At 71.8% G+C, this 15,669-nt stretch carries 16 protein-coding genes; 6 read left to right on the forward strand and 10 right to left on the reverse strand.

Annotation, left to right across the window (positions count from 1 at the left end):
* Positions 1–26 precede the first annotated feature (26 nt).
* The 6 genes from ABD831_RS17070 to ABD831_RS17095 form a co-directional block, all read right to left on the reverse strand.
* Positions 27–1,847: a lysophospholipid acyltransferase family protein gene (locus tag ABD831_RS17070; protein ID WP_344949345.1), complete on the reverse strand. Its 1,821-nt coding sequence runs from the start codon at positions 1,845–1,847 to the stop codon at positions 27–29.
* Entirely contained in the window at positions 1,844–2,890 is a 1,047-nt protein-coding gene (locus tag ABD831_RS17075) for an NAD-dependent epimerase/dehydratase family protein (RefSeq protein WP_344949348.1), read from the reverse strand. The genes ABD831_RS17070 and ABD831_RS17075 overlap by 4 nt, the downstream gene beginning before the upstream one ends.
* Positions 2,891–3,192: 302 nt before the next feature.
* Entirely contained in the window at positions 3,193–3,291 is a 99-nt protein-coding gene (locus ABD831_RS17080; RefSeq protein ID WP_003792170.1) for a 30S ribosomal protein bS22, read from the reverse strand.
* Positions 3,292–3,537: 246 nt separating this feature from the next.
* Entirely contained in the window at positions 3,538–3,738 is a 201-nt protein-coding gene (locus ABD831_RS17085) for a helix-turn-helix domain-containing protein (protein WP_030195773.1), read from the reverse strand.
* 194 nt (positions 3,739–3,932) lie between these two features.
* Positions 3,933–5,249, reverse strand: a complete 1,317-nt coding sequence (gene aspS / locus ABD831_RS17090) for an aspartate--tRNA(Asn) ligase (RefSeq protein ID WP_344949352.1) — start codon at positions 5,247–5,249, stop codon at positions 3,933–3,935.
* Positions 5,250–5,758: 509 nt separating this feature from the next.
* Positions 5,759–6,955, reverse strand: coding sequence for an acetoin utilization protein AcuC (locus tag ABD831_RS17095; RefSeq protein ID WP_344949356.1), 1,197 nt, complete (start codon positions 6,953–6,955; stop codon positions 5,759–5,761).
* A gap of 50 nt (positions 6,956–7,005) precedes the next feature.
* On the opposite strand from ABD831_RS17095, the gene ABD831_RS17100 reads away from it, so the two are divergent.
* Complete coding sequence (locus ABD831_RS17100; RefSeq protein ID WP_142179015.1) at positions 7,006–7,674, forward strand: FAD-dependent oxidoreductase; 669 nt, start codon at positions 7,006–7,008, stop codon at positions 7,672–7,674.
* Positions 7,675–7,759: 85 nt separating this feature from the next.
* On the opposite strand, the gene ABD831_RS17105 is transcribed toward ABD831_RS17100, so the two are convergent.
* The 4 genes from ABD831_RS17105 to ABD831_RS17120 form a co-directional block, all read right to left on the reverse strand.
* A complete protein-coding gene (locus ABD831_RS17105; protein WP_344949360.1) occupies positions 7,760–8,296 on the reverse strand; it encodes a GNAT family N-acetyltransferase in 537 nt (178 codons plus the stop codon).
* Positions 8,297–8,387: 91 nt separating this feature from the next.
* The gene (locus ABD831_RS17110) at positions 8,388–8,891 is read right to left on the reverse strand and encodes a GNAT family N-acetyltransferase (RefSeq protein WP_344949363.1); all 504 of its coding nucleotides are present in this window, start codon (positions 8,889–8,891) and stop codon (positions 8,388–8,390) included.
* Between the two features lie 15 nt (positions 8,892–8,906).
* Positions 8,907–9,713: a pyrroline-5-carboxylate reductase gene (gene proC / locus ABD831_RS17115; protein WP_344949367.1), complete on the reverse strand. Its 807-nt coding sequence runs from the start codon at positions 9,711–9,713 to the stop codon at positions 8,907–8,909.
* Between the two features lie 14 nt (positions 9,714–9,727).
* The gene (locus tag ABD831_RS17120) at positions 9,728–10,678 is read right to left on the reverse strand and encodes a proline dehydrogenase family protein (RefSeq protein WP_142179018.1); all 951 of its coding nucleotides are present in this window, start codon (positions 10,676–10,678) and stop codon (positions 9,728–9,730) included.
* Between the two features lie 136 nt (positions 10,679–10,814).
* On the opposite strand from ABD831_RS17120, the gene ABD831_RS17125 reads away from it, so the two are divergent.
* The 5 genes from ABD831_RS17125 to ABD831_RS17145 all read left to right on the forward strand — a co-directional run bounded on the left by ABD831_RS17125 (position 10,815) and on the right by ABD831_RS17145 (position 15,457).
* Complete coding sequence (locus ABD831_RS17125) at positions 10,815–11,612, forward strand: maleylpyruvate isomerase N-terminal domain-containing protein (protein ID WP_344949377.1); 798 nt, start codon at positions 10,815–10,817, stop codon at positions 11,610–11,612.
* Positions 11,613–11,695: 83 nt separating this feature from the next.
* A complete protein-coding gene (locus tag ABD831_RS17130) occupies positions 11,696–12,982 on the forward strand; it encodes an alpha-hydroxy-acid oxidizing protein (protein WP_344949380.1) in 1,287 nt (428 codons plus the stop codon).
* Between the two features lie 73 nt (positions 12,983–13,055).
* Positions 13,056–13,808 (forward strand): SAM-dependent methyltransferase, encoded by a 753-nt coding sequence (locus tag ABD831_RS17135; protein WP_344949383.1) that lies wholly within the window; start codon positions 13,056–13,058, stop codon positions 13,806–13,808.
* On the forward strand, positions 13,805–14,290 hold the full coding sequence (locus tag ABD831_RS17140) for a nucleoside deaminase (protein ID WP_344949387.1): 486 nt from the start codon (positions 13,805–13,807) through the stop codon (positions 14,288–14,290). The genes ABD831_RS17135 and ABD831_RS17140 overlap by 4 nt, the downstream gene beginning before the upstream one ends.
* Before the next feature lie 246 nt (positions 14,291–14,536).
* Entirely contained in the window at positions 14,537–15,457 is a 921-nt protein-coding gene (locus tag ABD831_RS17145) for a hypothetical protein (RefSeq protein ID WP_344949390.1), read from the forward strand.
* The last annotated feature ends 212 nt before the right edge of the window (positions 15,458–15,669 follow it).

Genomic DNA, 15,669 nt, shown 5'->3' on the forward strand with positions numbered 1-15,669 from the left:
GCGGCGCAGAACCGCTTTGAGCCGTGTCAGATGAAGACGGACTTGCGCTGCATCAGCAGGCTGTAGAGCGTCTGCTGGATCGTCTCGCGCACCTGGTCGGTGAGGTCGAAGACGAGCATCGGGTCATCGGCCGCCTCGGGGCCGAACCCCGTGGTCTCGATGGGCGGCCCGAACTCGATGAGCCACTTGCTCGGCAGCGGCACCAGGCCGAGAGGTCCGAGCAGCGGGAACGTCGGCGTGATCGGGGCGTAGGGCAGGCCGAGCAGCCGGGCGACGGCCGGCATGTTGCCGAGGATGGGGTAGATCTCCTCGGCGCCCACGATCGAGACCGGCACGATGGGCACACCGGCGCGCAGGGCCGCCGAGACGAAGCCGCCGCGGCCGAAGCGCTGGAGCTTGTAGCGCTCGCTGAACGGCTTGCCGACGCCCTTGAAACCCTCGGGCCAGACTCCGACGAGCGCACCGCCGCTGAGCAGCCGCTCCGCGTCGGAGTTCGCCGCGAGGGTGGTGCCCGAGCGCCGTGCCATGGTGCCGATGAAGGGCGTCTGGAAGACGAGGTCGGCGCCGAGCATCCGCAGGTGCCGGTGGCGGGGGTGCTCGTCGTAGACGGCCACCTGCGTCATGAGCGAGTCCATCGCGATGGTGCCCGAGTGGTTGCCGACGACGAGGGCGCCGCCCTCGTCGGGGATGTTCTCGATGCCGCGCACCTCGACCCGGAACCACTTCTGGTAGAAGGGGCGCAGCAGCGGCAGATGGACGTTGACGGTGTAGTCCTCGTCGAAGCCGAACTCGTCGACGGTGTAGTCGCCGGTGAGGCGGCGGCGCAGGTAGGCGAGGGTCTCGGCGACCTGGCGCTCGACCTCCTCCGCGGGCACCCCTGCCGAGGTCGCCGCCGCGCGCAGCACGTTGACGGCGAGCTCCACGAGCTCGGTGGGGCCTGGTCGCGACTCCGAGGAGAACTCGGCACCCTCGAGCACCGCACCGACGAGCTTCTCGGCGCGCGACTGCAGCCCCGAGGTGAGCGCGTGCTCCCAGCCGCCCTCCGTCGACACCGGCGTATGCCGGGTGGCCCGGTCTGCGCCGGGCGTCTCGTCCGGCGAGGCCGCCGGGACGGACGGGACGGCCCGCAGACGCGCAGGCTCGCCTGGAGTCGCCCGGCGCTTCGCGCGCACGGAGGCTCGACTGGGCCGGGTGCGCGGCGGGGTCGGCTCAGCCGGCAGGTCCGCTGCGAGGTCGTCGGCACCAGCCGCCTCTGCCTGCTCGGTCGGCTCGGTGGGCTCGGTGGTGGGCTCGGTGGTGGGCGCCGTCGGCTCGGTGGGCTCGGCGACGGCCCGTTCGCGCACGGTGGTCTCGGGCGTCTGCGCCTGCCCCTTCCGCGTGGCGGACGCCTGGGTCTCGGGCTCGGTCGGGCCCTCTGTCACGGCGGCCACCACGACGTCATCCGCTGCGGAGTCCGCTGCGGAGTCCGCTCCGGCGGCGAGTCGTCGAGCGGCGCTGAGCTCGACCGGCGCGACCGGGACGAGCGGCGTGCCGCTCCGTCGCCGGCGTTCGCCCGACGCTCGGGCCGCTCCAGCGGCGAACGCGCCGCGCGCCGGTCGAGCGGAGGTGCCGTTCGTCGTGTCGGCCTTCTTCGACGGAGCTGTCCTCGTCGTGGCCTTGGTCGTGGCCTTCTTGGGCGCGGGCTTCTTCGCCGCGGACTTCTTTGCCCCGGACTTCTTCGTCGTCGGCTTCTTCGTCGTCGGCTTCCGCGTCGCGGCCTGGGCGGCCGGCTTCGTCGCTGCCCCCTCCGGCACGGCAGCCTGGTCCGCCGTCTTCGGCGCGGCGGTCTTGCTCGGGTCGGCGGTCACGGCTGGATCCTGTCGAAGACTCGGGAGAGTGCTGCGGCGGTGCCACCGGCGGCGTCGCTGACGACCTCACCGACGCCCTCGACCCCGGGCACCACGGGCCGCAGGTGGCGGGCATAGTCCTCGAACGCCTGGCGGGTCGTGAACTGCGGCTCGAACTCGAGCACCGAGCGCATCCGCGCCGTGTCGAGCCCGCGGCCGAACGCGAGGAAGGTCAGCTGGTCGGACGAGAAGTCGGCGAAGCCACTGCGCTTGATGATGTTGCCGATGACGCCCGCTGCCTGGAGCGGCACCGGGACGACCGGACGCCGGGCGATCGCGGTGCACTGCGTGACCGTGACGAAGCCGTCCCCTGCCACGTTGACGATGCCCGCAGGGGGTCCGGTGGTCGCCAGGATCATGGCCGCGGTCGCGTCGTCCTCGTGGATGAACTGGAAGCGCGCGTCGAAGCCCAGTGGGATGGGCACGAGCGGCAGCGCGAAGTAGTCGGTGATGGCGGTGTGGATACTCGGCCCGACGACGTTGGCCAGGCGCAGCATCGTGATCTCCACGTCGGGCCGACGACGGGAGAAGCCGCGGACGTAGCCCTCGACCTCGACGGAGTCCTTGCCGAAGCCGGTTCGGGGCAGCGTCTTGGGGTTCATGTCCTCGGTGAACATGGCGGGGTCCCGCGGCGAGGATCCGTAGACGGCGGCGGAGGACTTCACGACGAGCCGCGAGACCGACTCCGACTTCTGGCACGCAGCGAGCAGCTGCATCGTGCCGATGACGTTGATCTCCTTCTGCGTCACGCGCCCGCCCGTGTCCTTGGGCGTGGCGATGACGTTCATGTGCACGACGGTGTCGACCTCGGCCTGCGCCATGATCCGCCCGATCATCGGGTTCCGGATATCGGCGCGCACGAACTCGGCCCGGCCGATCGAGTGCTTGGGCGGCACCACGTCCACGCCGAGGATCCGCTCGATCGAGGGGTCCGTCGACAGCCGGCGGGCGTAGAGGCCCCCGAGGTAGCGCGACACCCCCGTGACCAGGACGACCTTGGCCATCGGCTCCTCCTGTCGTCGGTCGGTGCGGACACGTCGTGCACGTGCTGCGCCCCGTAGGGCCACTCGCTTCGGCACGCGCGGCGGAGGAGACCTCGCTCCCCCGCCATCGCAGCCTATCGAGAGCGTGCCGGGTTCGTACCCGCGCGGGGCCCTACGGCGCGCGATGTGTCGAGCCTCTCGACCGTTGCACCTACTCGGCGGCCACTCACGCCGGCGTCCACCCCGGGAACGCGAACGACCCCCACCGGAGGTGAGGGTCGAGAGCGTGCGGGGCGATGCCCCTGTTTCCTGAGCTGGTCAGGTCACTTCTTGTTGCGACGCTGGTGGCGCGTCTTGCGCAGCAGCTTGCGGTGCTTCTTCTTCGCCATCCGCTTGCGGCGCTTCTTGATGACAGAACCCATGTTTGTCCTTGTCGTGAGTTTTGAGACGTGTCCTTGAACTGAGCTGGTGCCGACTTGCGTCGACACCCCCGCAAGGAGGTAGGTCGAACTTCACGAGCCGAACAGGGTTCACAGACTAGCGCGTGGCCGGCCTCTATCCCAAAAGCGGATCCGCTCACTCACCGGCCCCCACGTGCGGGAATGCCGAAGGGGCGGCCCGACCGGGTGGTCGAGGCCGCCCCTTCGGGGTGCGTCGTGACGCTGCAGTCACGCGGTGTCGATGAAGGACGTCTCCAGGTACTTGTGCACCGCATCCTCCGGAACCCGGAAGGAGCGGCCGACGCGTACGGCCGGAAGGTCTCCGCCGTGGACGAGTCGGTAGACGGTCATCTTCGACACGCGCATGATCGAGGCGACCTCGGCGACGGTCAGAAACCGCACCTCGGCGAGCTGGCGCTCATTCGACATGTGTTACCCCGATCTTCAGGTGGGTTGCACCCGCGCGTCGACGGCTTCCCCTCCGGCGAAACTGCACGCAGGTGCAAGAAGCAACACTAGGGGCAGATGTGACTGGAGGGGAAGTGATCGACAGAACGAATCGATGACGCGCAACTCGACACGCCGGTGCGGTCCCTGTGGATCTCCCGGCCGGTCTCGACTCGTCACGGTTCCAGACGGTGCAGGTCCCGCGGGAAGAGGGTCACCTCACGGATGTTCTCGGCGCCCGTCAGTCGCCCGACCCACCTTTCCAGACCGATGGCGAACCCGCCATGGGGAGGCATGCCGTGGGCGAAGGCGTCGAGGTAGCCGGCGAGGACCGCGGGGTCGGTTCCTGTGCGCTCCATCGCCGCGGCGTAGTCCGACGGCCGGTGCAGGCGCTGCCCGCCCGTCGTCAGCTCGAGCCCCCGGAAGAGCAGGTCGAAGCTGTTGCTCCACCGCTCGTCACCGGGTTGCGGGTGCGTGTAGAAGGGTCGCTTGCCCATCGGGTAGCCCTCCACCGCAAGGAAGTCCGAGTCGTATGCCGTCTTGGCCCACTCGCTGAGGGCGCGCTCGTGCGCGGGGCTGAGGTCGGGCTCGTCCGGGTCGGCGCCGACCCTGGCCAGCGCGTCGCTGAAATGGATGACGGGGAACTCCTCGGGCACCCGCGGCAGCTCGACCGCGAGGAGCGCAGCGGCGTCGCCGGCATGCTCCCGGATCGCGTCGACCATGCCCGCGATCGCCTCGCGGAGCACGGCGAGCACGTCGCGGTGGTCGCGGACGAAGCCGAGCTCGGCGTCGAGCGAGGTGTACTGCGCGAGGTGGCGCACGGTGTCGTGCGGCTCGGCGCGGAAGACCGGCCCGACCTCGAAGACGCGCTCGAAGACCCCGACGAGCATCTGCTTGTAGAGCTGTGGGCTCTGCGCGAGATAGGCCGTCCGGCCGAAGTAGTCCACGGTGAAGACGTTGGCGCCCGACTCGGTGGCGGTGCCGACGAGCTTGGGGGTCGCGATCTCGGTGAACTCGAGGGCGCCGAGGGCCGCGCGGAAGCCACGCATCGATGCCCCGGCGATCTGCCAGGCGGCCCGGTGGCGGGGGTGGCGCAGGGTCACGGCGGCGTGGTCCAGGTGCGTCGGCAGCCCGGCCCCGAAGGTCGGCCGCCACAGCTCGGTCGGCGGCGCGAGCGCCGGCTCGGTGAGCGCCGTGATCGTGGGTTTGACGAGCTCAGCGCCGCCGGGAGCGGACTCGTTCGCCGAGACCATGCCGGTCACCTCGACGACGGTCTCCTCGGGCAGCCCGGCCAGCTGCTCGACGGTGTCGCGGTCCTTGACGACGACCTGGGCCAGGCCCGAACGGTCGCGCAGGACGAGGAACGTGACGTTCGCGAGGATGCGGCGCCGGTGGATCCACCCGGCGAGCGTCGCCGGCTGACCGGACTCGACGGAGCCGAGGTCGCCTGCGAGCACGCGCGGAGCACGGGTCGTGGTCGGGTTTGGTTGCATTCCGTTCACCTCCAGAGGGTTGGTGCCCCGGAGGTGTGGGCGATGGGGAATGTCGCTGTGCCACCACACCTTCGCCGCCGCGGATCGCGGACGGCCTCTGGTCGTGCTCGGCTCAGGATCGTCAGGCCCGTCGTCGCCGTGCGGTCATGCTAGGCGCTCACCCCGTTGCCCACCAACCCGATTGCGGCCACGCCGCGGCGCCGACGTTGCCTGGACGAAGCGCAGCGAGCGAGGCGCCAACAGCAGGCCGAGGCGCCAACAGCAGGCCGAGGCGCCGGCGTCGCCTGGACGCAGCGCAGCGAGCGAGGAACGAGCGAGCGAAGCGGAGGAAGGCGACGTCTGACGGGCGCCGGGGCACGCGGCGCAGCGAAGCGAGGCGCCAACAGCACGCCGCGGCGCCGACGTTGCCTGGACGAAGCGCAGCGCGCGAGGAACGAGCGAGCGAAGCGGAGGAAGGCAACGTCTAAGGGGCGCCGAGGCACGCGCGAAGCGAAGCGAAGCCCAAGAACTCAGTCGAAGTGGATGTCGAGGCCGTGCAGCGGGAAGACGGCGGTGCGCGTCGCCATGATCGCGCGGTCGACCTCGCTCGCCGGGTCGTAGCCCATCTCCCAGGACCGCCACCAGAGCGGGCCGTCCTCGGTCGTCAGGTCGCCCATCCGCCGCGGCCCCGGGCGGCCGAAGACGAGCTCGACGTGGGAGCGCCAGTCCTCGGGGACGGGCACCGTGGTCTTGATCGGGGCGTGCGCGGCGATCGCGGTCAGGTGCGTCCACGTGCGTGGCACGACGTCGACGACCTCGTAGCCCCCGCCGCCGAGGGCCACCCACCGCCCCTCGCACACCTCGTGCGCGAGCCGGTGCAGCGACTCGGCCGCCGCTCGCTGGGCGTCGACGGTGACGGCGAAGTGCGCCAGCGGGTCCTCGGCGTGCGTGTCGCACCCGTGCTGCGTCACGAGCACATCGGGCCGGAACGCCCGCACCAGGGGGGTCACGACGGCATGGATCGCCCGCAGCCAGCCCGCATCGCTCAGGCCGGGCGGCAGCGCGACGTTGACGGCGCTGCCCTCCGCGTCGGCACCCCCGACGTCGGCGGGCCACCCGGTGCCGGGGAAGAGCGCCCGGCCGGTCTCGTGGACCGAGATCGTGAGGACCCGGGGGTCGTCCCAGAAGATGCGCTCGACGCCGTCACCGTGGTGCACGTCGACGTCGACGTAGGCCACGCGCTCGGCGCCGTGGTCGAGCAGCCACTGGATGCCGACCGCGATGTCGTTGTAGACGCAGAAGCCGCTCGCCTTGCCGCGCATGGCGTGGTGCAGGCCGCCGGTGAAGTTCACCGCGTGCTCGGCCTCGCCCTCCCAGACCGCGCGGGCGCTGTCCACGGTGCCGGAGACGACTCGGGCGCTCGCGTCGTGCATGCCCTCGAAGGCCGGGTCGTCCTCGGTACCGAGGCCGTAGGCGTCCTGGGCCCTCGAGGGGTCGAGCGACGCCTCCTTGACCGCAGCGACGTAGTCGTCGTCGTGGATGGTCGCGAGCAGCTCGTCCGGGGCCACCTCGGCGCCGACCACCTCGACGCCGTCGACGTCGAACACCCCGAGGGCCTCGCAGAGCCGCGCCGTGAGGTCGAGGCGGACGGGTGCCATCGGGTGGGTGGGGCCGAAGTTGTACCTCGTGAAGGAGGCGTCCCAGACGACCCGGGCCTGAGTTGGCATGATTGAGACGCTATCGCGGAAACGCGCACCGGATGACGGAGGTAACACGCATGGGCCGCAACCGGCTCTTCGAGGACGACGTGATCGTCATCGGGCTGGGACGCTTCGGCGCCGCCGTCGCTCTCGAGCTCACGAGGCTGGGCCACCGCGTCATCGCCGTCGAGCGTGACAACTCCATCGCCGAGAGCTACGTCAACAAGGTCGCCAAGGTCGTGCACGCCGACATGGCGCAGTCGAGCGCCCTCGAGATGATCCGCGCGGCGCAGCCGAAGATCGCGATCGTCGGCATCGGCTCGTCGGTCGAGTCCTCGGTGCTCGCGGCCGCCAACCTGGTCGACGCCGGCGTCCCCTCGATCTGGGCCAAGGCGCTCTCGCCGGAGCACAAGCGCATCCTCGACCGCATCGGCGTCCACCACGTCATCTCCCCCGAGGCCGACTCGGGGCGCCGCGTGGCCCACCTCGTCAACGGCAAGCTGCTCGACTACATCGAGTTCGACGACGGGTTCGCCATCGTCAAGCTCAAGCCGCCGTCGGAGACGGTCGGCTTCACGCTCGAGCAGAGCTCGATCCGCCGCAAGTACGGCGTCACCGTCGTCGGCGTCAAGGCGCCGGGCGAGGACTTCACGTATGCCGTCCCACAGACGAAGATCTCCGCGCACCACATGCTCATCGTCAGTGGTCCGGTCGAGCTCATCGAACGCTTCGCTGCCCGTCCCTGACCGCCGATCTCGCTGCCGGACAGACGAACCCACCGACACCCGTGACTCGGGGCGGTGGGTCCGAACGGCTCTGGCGTGAGCGTGGTCAGAGACGCAGCAGGGGCCCGTTGTCGGCGCCGAGCGGCAGGACCATGGCGATCTCCTCCTCGCCGTCCTCCTCGCTGACGACGCCCATCGGACGGCGGTAGTCGGTCGGGCGGAAGCCCATACCGCTCGCGAACGCGACGGCGCGACCGTTGTCCGTGCCGACCCAGTAGACGAGATGGGAGTGACCGCGCTCCGCCGCGAGCGAGGCGCCGTCCTTGACGAGTCGGGTCGCGACGCCGGAGCCCCGCGCCTCGGGGCGCACCCAGAGGCCGAAGAGCTCGCCGGCCGCGTCCTCGCTGCCCTTGGCGGCTCCCACGCTGACGACACCGACCGCGTCGCCCGCCCGCTCGGCCACGAGCCGCGCCGACCGCAGCATGCGCTGGCGCCAGAAGTCCTCGTCGTAGGCCTCCTCCTGCTCGAGCGTGGCCACGAACGCCTCGGGCGACTCACGGAGCGCGGCCAGACGGACGGATCGATAGTCCTGCCAGTCGTCCTCGCCGAGGGGACGCACGGTGATGTCGTTCGTGGTGCTCATGGGTCCACCATCGCACGACAGGCAGTCGCACCGCACCAGCGAGCCGGTGAACGTTCGGTGCCCCACGGGCCCTGCTGCCCGAGAGACGGACTCAGAAGCGATGCGTCATCTCGACCTCGCGGAGGTCGGGCCGTCGAGGGTGGTCGTGGACGGCACCGGTGCGCACGAAGCCGCACCGCGCATACAACGTCTCTGCGGCGACGTTCGAGCTCGCGACCTCGAGGACGACCTCGGACTTGCCGAGCCGGCGAGCCTCGTCCAGGACCGCCCGCACGAGTGCCTCTCCCACGCCCCGACCGCGCGCCCTGGGGGCGACGTACATGCCGAAGAGCGTTGCCGTCGTTGCCCGCTCGGGCTCCCAGTGCGAGCCGAGGCCCGCGCTGCCGAGGACCCCCTTGGCGTCCCGCGCCTGGACGAGCCAGGCCCCCTCGATGCGTTCGCGCCAGTCGGCCTCGTCGTAGACGGCCTCGTCGGCGTAGGTGAACCAGAACGCGTCCGGCGCCTCCCGAAGCATCTCGAGACGCACGTCGCGGTGCGACTCCCAGTCGTCAGCCGTGACCGGGTGCAGGTGCAGGGCGGGGTGCGGTTCTGCCATCACCCCACAGTGCCCTCAGACCTGTCCCGACGCCAGTTCTCGGGACCGTGCGGCCGCCGCCTCGATGGCCGTGACGAACGCGGCGCGCACCTTGTGGTCGTCGAGCTGGCGCAGCGCCGCGACGGTCGTGCCCCCGGGCGAGCTGACCTGCTCGCGGAGGACCGTCGGGTGCTCCTTGGTCTCCTTGAGCATGGTGGCCGCCCCGTAGAGCGTCTGGACGACGAGCTCGGTCGCGGTGGCGCGCGGCAGCCCGAGCACGACGCCCGCCTCGATCATCGCCTCGACGACGTAGAAGATGTAGGCCGGGCCGCTGCCGGAGATGGCCGTCACGGCGTCGAGGTGCTTCTCGGGCAGGCGCACGACCCTGCCGCACGAGCTGAGCAGCGCCTCGGCCTCGGCGAGGTGGTCGTCGGTGCAGTGGCTTCCGGGCGAGATGCCGGCCATGCCCTGGTCGACGAGCGCCGGCGTGTTCGGCATGACGCGGATGACCGAGGTGCCCTCGGGCAGCCGGGACTCGAGGTACTCGGTCGTGATCCCTGCCGCGAGCGACACGACGGTGTTGCCGGGGGCCACGTGGTCGTGGATCTCCTCGAGCAGGGCAGCCATGTCCTGCGGCTTGACGCAGAGCACGAGGGTGTCGGCGACGTCGGCCGCGTCGGCGTTGGCCATGACGCGGACGCCGTGTCGCTCGGCGAGCGCGTTGACCTTGTCGGGCGTGCGGCCGGTGACGACGAGGTCACCGGGGGTGCGGCCCGAGCGGATGAGGCCCGAGACGAGCGTCTCGCCCATGACCCCCGCACCGAAGATCGCCGTCGTCGTCATCGCGTGTCCCCCGCTCAGTTCTTCGTCGCGACGCCGCGCAGGAAGAACATGACGTTGGCCGGCTTCTCCGCCATGCGGCGCATGAGGTAGCCGTACCACTCCTGCCCGTAGGGGATGTAGACGCGCATCTGGTCCCCGCGGTCGGCGATCCGCTTCTGCTCCTCGGGCCGGATGCCGTACAGCATCTGGTACTCGAACGACCTCGGGTCGCGGCCGGCCTGGCCCGCGAGCGCGCCGGCGATCTCGATGAGTCGCGGGTCGTGCGAGGCGACCATCGGGTAGCCCTCGCCCTGCATGAGGACCTTCAGGCAGCGCACGTACGACTTGTCGACCTCGGAACCCGCCTGGAAGGCCACCGACTCCGGCTCCTTGTAGGCGCCCTTGCAGAGGCGCACGCGCGAGCCCGCGTGGGCGAGGTCACGACAGTCGGCCTCGGTCCGGTAGAGGTAGGCCTGGAGCACGGCGCCGACGGTCGGGAAGTCGGCCCGCAGCTCGCGCAGGGCATCGAGCGTGAGGTCCGTCGTCGTGTGGTCCTCCATGTCGAGGGTCACCGTGGTGCCGGCCTGCTTCGCGACGTCGCAGATCTCACGGGCGTGGTCGAGGGCGATCGCGTTGCCGTCACCGGGCAGGGCCTGACCGAGCGCGCTCAGCTTGAGCGACACCTCGACGGTGCCGCCCTCGGTGAGGCCCTCGTCGCGCAGCGCGGTGAGCAGGGAGACGTAGGCGTCGCGGGTGTGCTGCGCTTGGGCGAGGTCCGTCGTGTCCTCGCCGAGGTAGTCGATCGTCGAGCGCCGTCCGGACTCCGCGATCTCGGACGCGGCGGCGACGACGTCGGCGCGGTCGGCGCCGGGCACGAAGCGCTTGACGACCGAGCGCGACACGGGCGCCTTCTCGATGACGTCTCGGATCTTCTCCTGCTTGGACAGCTGCAGGAGCGAGTTGCGCAGCAGGTCGCTGGCGTCCACGGGGGCCTCCGGGTGGTGCTCGGGATGTCGCTCGGGTGACGGTGGTGGACGGTGGTGACCGTCCCGCCGGGCAAATCTACCGCCGCACCCCCGACCCGCCGGTCCTCGGGCCGGGACATGCGGCACACTCGCTGCCATGCCAGGACCCACGGCTGCTCCCGGAGGGCGAGGCCCCACCCTCGACGAGCTCGGCGAGGCGCTCGGAGCCGCGTCGACCGTGCTGCGCGCCAACGCGGTGGCAGCGGGCCTCGGCGCACCCGTCCCGACCTGCCCGGGCTGGACCGTGCTCGACCTCGTCGCCCACCAGGGGATGGTCCACCGCTGGGCCGCGAGCCACCTGCGCGGCGAGCCGATCGAGCCGCCCGAGCCCCTCGAGCAGCAGGGCCGCGAGTCGTCCGACCCGCTCGGGTGGTTCGACGAGGGCGCCACCGCGCTCCTGCAGGCCATCGTCGACGCGCCGGACGATCTCGAGGCGCTCGTGTTCCTGAACGACGCACCGGCACCGCGGCTGTTCTGGACGCGCCGGCAGTGCCACGAGACCACGATCCACGCCGTCGACGCCCTCGGCGCCCGGCTCGGGCGACCCCCTCGGGCCGACGAGACATGGATCGCGCCCGAGGTCGCGCTCGACGGCATCGACGAGCTGCTCGTCGGCTTCGTCACCCGTCGTCGGGAGGGCACGTGGCCCGGCTCCCCCACCCGGCTCCTCGTGCGCCCCGACGGCGCCGACGTCGCATGGCTCGTCGACCTCGCGGCAAGCCGGCCGGTCTCCACCCGGCGCGTCGGTCCGACCGGGCCTGAGGCAGCCACCGCCGACCACGTCCTGTCGGGAGACCCGGTCGACCTGTACCTGCGGCTGTGGAGCCGCAGTCCGGCGGATCCGGTCGACGAGCTCGAGCGCTGGTGGCGCGACACGGTCTCCGTCACCTGGTGAGCCCCGCCCCCGCGCCGTAGCAGGATGGGCGCACCCCCGGCCGCACCGCCGCGGACGGGCTTCGCGCGACCAGAGGAGCAGGTATGCCACAGGAGGGCATCGGCCGGACCGTGCAGTCCGCGATCTACCGGGCCGGCGCCTTCGGTCGCCGACCTGCGGTGCCCACGGACGGCACGCAGCTCGAGGCCGCGGCCCGCAAGGTCATGTCGAAGCGCGGGTTCGCCTACGTCGCAGGCTCGGCCGGTTCCGAGGCGAGCGCCGATGGCAACGTCGCCGCGTTCTCCCGGTGGCGCACGGTGCCACGGATGCTCGTCGACACGACCGAGCGCGACACGTCCGTCGAGCTCTTCGGTCGCCGGCACGAGAGCCCCCTCCTCGTCGCCCCCGTCGGCGTGCTGTCGATGGCCGACGACGCCGCCGACCTCGCCGTAGCGCGTGGCGCCCGGGAGCAGCGCGTGACCCCGATCCTCAGCACGCAGGCCTCGGTGCCGATGGAGGACGTCGCCCGCGCCCTCGGCGGGTCGGGCCACTGGTACCAGCTCTACTGGAGCAGCAACGACGAGCTCGTCGAGAGCCTCGTCGCTCGGGCCGAGGCGTGCGGCAGCGACGCCCTCGTCGTCACGCTCGACACGGCATACCTCGGCTGGCGTCCACGCGACCTCGACCTCGGGCACCTGCCGTTCGCCCGCGGCGAGGGGATCGCCCAGTACACGTCCGACCCCGTGTTCCAGCGGCTGGTCCGCGAGCGCTTGGCGGCAGCCAAGCCGTCTGCGCGTCCCCGCCCGACGCCGGCCGCGGTCGCCACCCTGCTGTCGATGTCGCGCAACCACCCGGGGGACACGCGCCACAACCTCACCGCGCCCGAGCCGCGAGCGGCGGTCGAGACGTTCCTCGACGTGTTCAGCCGGCCCTCGCTGACCTGGGACGAGCTGCCGCGGCTGCGTTCCCTGACGAGCCTGCCGATCGTGCTCAAGGGCATCCTCCACCCCGACGACGCGCGACGCGCCGTGGACGTGGGGGTCGACGGCGTCTACGTCTCGAACCACGGTGGTCGTCAGGTCGACCGGTCGGTCGCGGCGCTCGACGCCCTGCCCGGGGTCGTCGAGGCGGTTCGGGGGACAGGATCGCAGGCTCCGATCATCTTCGACAGCGGGATCCGTTGCGGGGCAGACGTCTTCGTGGCACTGGCCCTCGGCGCGACGGCGGTCGGCATCGGGCGGCCGCACGTCTACGGCCTCGCCCTCGCCGGCGCCGACGGCGTGTCCGAGGTGCTGCGCAACCTGCGGGCGGAGCTCGACCTCCAGCTCGCCCTCACCGGCTGCACGTCGCTCGCTGACCTCACCCCGGACCGCCTCGTGCGCGCCGACTGACGCACGCGCCTCGCAGACGCCCGCCCCGTGAACGGGCTCGACGGCATACGTCGTCGTCCCCGAGGATCGAGGCATGCCCGCCCTCGACCACCTGACCCGCGACGCCTTCCCCAAGTCCTCGAAGTACGACGCCAAGTGGCTCGTGGACCTCGACATGGGCCCGCACCCGCTGTGGCTGCTCGAGGACCTCGCCGCCGACCTCGACCTGCGCCCCGGCATGCGCGTGCTCGACCTCGGCTCGGGTCTCGGCGCGACGTCGGTCTTCCTCGCCCGGGAGTACGGCGTGCACGTCATCGCCGCCGACCTCTGGGTCGACCCGACCGCCGCCGCCGGGGTGTTCCGCAAGGAGGCGGTGGACGACCAGGTGCTGCCGATGCGCGTCGACGCCCACGCCCTCCCGTTCGGTCGCGGGTCGTTCGACGCCATCGTCAGCATCGACGCGTGGGAGTACTTCGGCACCGGCGACCACTACCCGCCCTACCTCGCCACCTTCCTCAAGCCCGGCGGCCAGCTCGGCGTCGCGACGCCTGCGCTCACGACGGAGGTGCGCGAGCTCGGCGAGATCCCCGAGCACATCGACCGCGTCGTCGGGGCCGAGTCGGCCGCGTGGCACACCGCCGAGTGGCTGCGCAGCCAGTGGGAGTTCAGCCGGGCGTTCCGGACCGTCACGGCGCGCAACCAGGCTGACGCGTGCGCGAACTGGCTGCTGTGGGAGCGCGCCGTCATGGAGCTCAAGGGCCAGCCGACCTCGCCGGTGCAGTCGATGCTCGAGGCCGACGGCGGCGCGTTCGTCACCTTCGCGCTCGTCACCGGGAGGGTCGCGTGAGCGTCGATGCCACCGACCTCGGCCACCTGCGCCGGGCCGTGGAGCTCGCCCGCCTCGCGCTCGAGCGAGGCGACGAGCCCTTCGGCTCCGTTCTCGTGTCGGGCAACGACGAGGTCCTCTTCGAGGACCACAACCACGTCGTCGCGCTGGATGCCACCCAGCACCCCGAGCTCGCCATCGCCCGCTGGGCCGGTGCCCACCTGACCGGGCCCGAGCGCGCGGCCGCGACGGTCTACACCTCGGGCGAGCACTGTGCGATGTGCTCGGCCGCGCACGGCTGGGTCGGCCTCGGGCGGATCGTGTATGCCGTGAGCTCGGCCCAGCTGGGTGCGTGGCGGTCCGCGTGGGGTGCCGGTCCCTCACCGGTCGCTCCGCTCTCGATCCGCGAGGTCGTGCCGGGTGCGGTCGTCGACGGCCCGGTCCCGCAGCTCGAGGACGAGGTGCGCGACCTCCACCGCCGCTTCGCCCACCGCTCCGACTGACCCCGCCACCCGGCATACACCCCCGCCAGCCCCGCCCCTCCCCGCACCTTCCGGCGCCACGGCCCCCAAACCGACCACACCGGGCGCCAACCCCGCACCTTCCGGCGCCGCGGCCCCCAAACCGACCGCGCCAGGCGCCAAACCCGCACCTTCCGGCGCCGCGGCCCCCAAACCGACCGGACCGTGTGCGACCCGGGCTGTGGAGGACGCGGGCACGGGCCTCTGCTCCTGGGGGATCGTCGGGACATGACCCCGAACGAGGGACGACCGTTCCTCCGGTCCGACGCCAGGCACCTGTCGGACCGAGAGCTGCGCCGCGGTTACCGCGCGCTCTTCCACGGGGTCCACGTCCATCGCCAGGTGCCGGTCGGCGACCTCGAGATGGCCAAGGCCGCCCTGATGGTGGCCGAGCCCGGCAGCTACGTGTCCCACCACACCGCTGCCAGGCTGCTGGGGGCCATCGTGCCGGACCATCCGGACGTCCACGTGACCTCGCGCCGGCAGCGGGTCAAGGGGGCGGGGCTGGCGGGGCACCGGTCGAAGGCCGGGCAGCGCGTCGTGCAGTGGGGTGCCATCCGGATGACCTCACCGGTCCAGACCTTCCTGGACCTCGCCCACTACCTGCCCCTGGTCGACCTCGTCGTGCTCGGCGACTCGCTGGTGAGGCGCCGGCGCACGACACCCGAGCAGCTCGTGTCAGCCACGCGTGACCACCGGGGGCCCTACTCCCGTCTGGCCCGTCAGGCCGCCGCGCTCGTCCGGACCGGAGTCGACTCGCCCATGGAGACGCGGCTCCGGCTGCTCATCGTGCTCGCCGGACTGCCCGAGCCCGAGGTCGACCACCGGGTCCACGACGAGGACGGCACGCTGCTGCGTCGCTACGACCTGGCGTACCTCCCGCACCGGCTCATCATCGAGTACGACGGGCGGCAACATGCGGAGTCGGACGCGCAGTGGCTCACCGACATCGGTCGCGACGAGCTCCTGGACGACGAGCGCATCCGCCGCCTGGTCGTCGTGTCGCGCGACCTCTACTCGACTCCGGCCGCCACGCTCGCCCGGATCACCAAGGCCATGCGCGCGGCCGGCATGACCGTGCCTGCGCTGCGCGACGAGTGGCGTCGCCACTTCCCGAGCCGACCCGGCGACCTGGCCGTCCCGGCGTGACGTCGAGCGCCACGGCAGAGGTCGTCGGGGCCCGGGGCGCGGTGGCTGCGCAGGCACCACGGGTACGACATGGCATACGCAAGGATGACGACTCCCCACCCGGCGTGTCCGCTCACGGCGAACAGAGGCGGAACCTGAGCCGATCACGCTCAGGATGGGAACAGGACGCGCATGCCTCGCGTTGGTCGGGGTGTGCTCGTCCACAGCGGGCA

This window comes from Terrabacter ginsenosidimutans (assembly GCF_039539425.1).
GTDB classification, from domain to species: domain Bacteria; phylum Actinomycetota; class Actinomycetes; order Actinomycetales; family Dermatophilaceae; genus Terrabacter; species Terrabacter ginsenosidimutans.

Bases quoted from the DNA above. Each gene is read 5' to 3' on its own strand.
- ABD831_RS17075 (WP_344949348.1), bottom strand. From the start codon at position 2,890: ATGGCCAAGGTCGTCCTGGTCACGGGGGTGTCGCGCTACCTCGGGGGC.
- ABD831_RS17080 (WP_003792170.1), bottom strand. From the start codon at position 3,291: ATGGGTTCTGTCATCAAGAAGCGCCGCAAGCGGATGGCGAAGAAGAAG.
- ABD831_RS17085 (WP_030195773.1), bottom strand. From the start codon at position 3,738: ATGTCGAATGAGCGCCAGCTCGCCGAGGTGCGGTTTCTGACCGTCGCC.
- aspS (WP_344949352.1), bottom strand. From the start codon at position 5,249: ATGCAACCAAACCCGACCACGACCCGTGCTCCGCGCGTGCTCGCAGGC.
- ABD831_RS17095 (WP_344949356.1), bottom strand. From the start codon at position 6,955: ATGCCAACTCAGGCCCGGGTCGTCTGGGACGCCTCCTTCACGAGGTAC.
- ABD831_RS17100 (WP_142179015.1), top strand. From the start codon at position 7,006: ATGGGCCGCAACCGGCTCTTCGAGGACGACGTGATCGTCATCGGGCTG.
- ABD831_RS17105 (WP_344949360.1), bottom strand. From the start codon at position 8,296: ATGAGCACCACGAACGACATCACCGTGCGTCCCCTCGGCGAGGACGAC.
- ABD831_RS17110 (WP_344949363.1), bottom strand. From the start codon at position 8,891: ATGGCAGAACCGCACCCCGCCCTGCACCTGCACCCGGTCACGGCTGAC.
- proC (WP_344949367.1), bottom strand. From the start codon at position 9,713: ATGACGACGACGGCGATCTTCGGTGCGGGGGTCATGGGCGAGACGCTC.
- ABD831_RS17125 (WP_344949377.1), top strand. From the start codon at position 10,815: ATGCCAGGACCCACGGCTGCTCCCGGAGGGCGAGGCCCCACCCTCGAC.
- ABD831_RS17130 (WP_344949380.1), top strand. From the start codon at position 11,696: ATGCCACAGGAGGGCATCGGCCGGACCGTGCAGTCCGCGATCTACCGG.
- ABD831_RS17135 (WP_344949383.1), top strand. From the start codon at position 13,056: ATGCCCGCCCTCGACCACCTGACCCGCGACGCCTTCCCCAAGTCCTCG.
- ABD831_RS17145 (WP_344949390.1), top strand. From the start codon at position 14,537: ATGACCCCGAACGAGGGACGACCGTTCCTCCGGTCCGACGCCAGGCAC.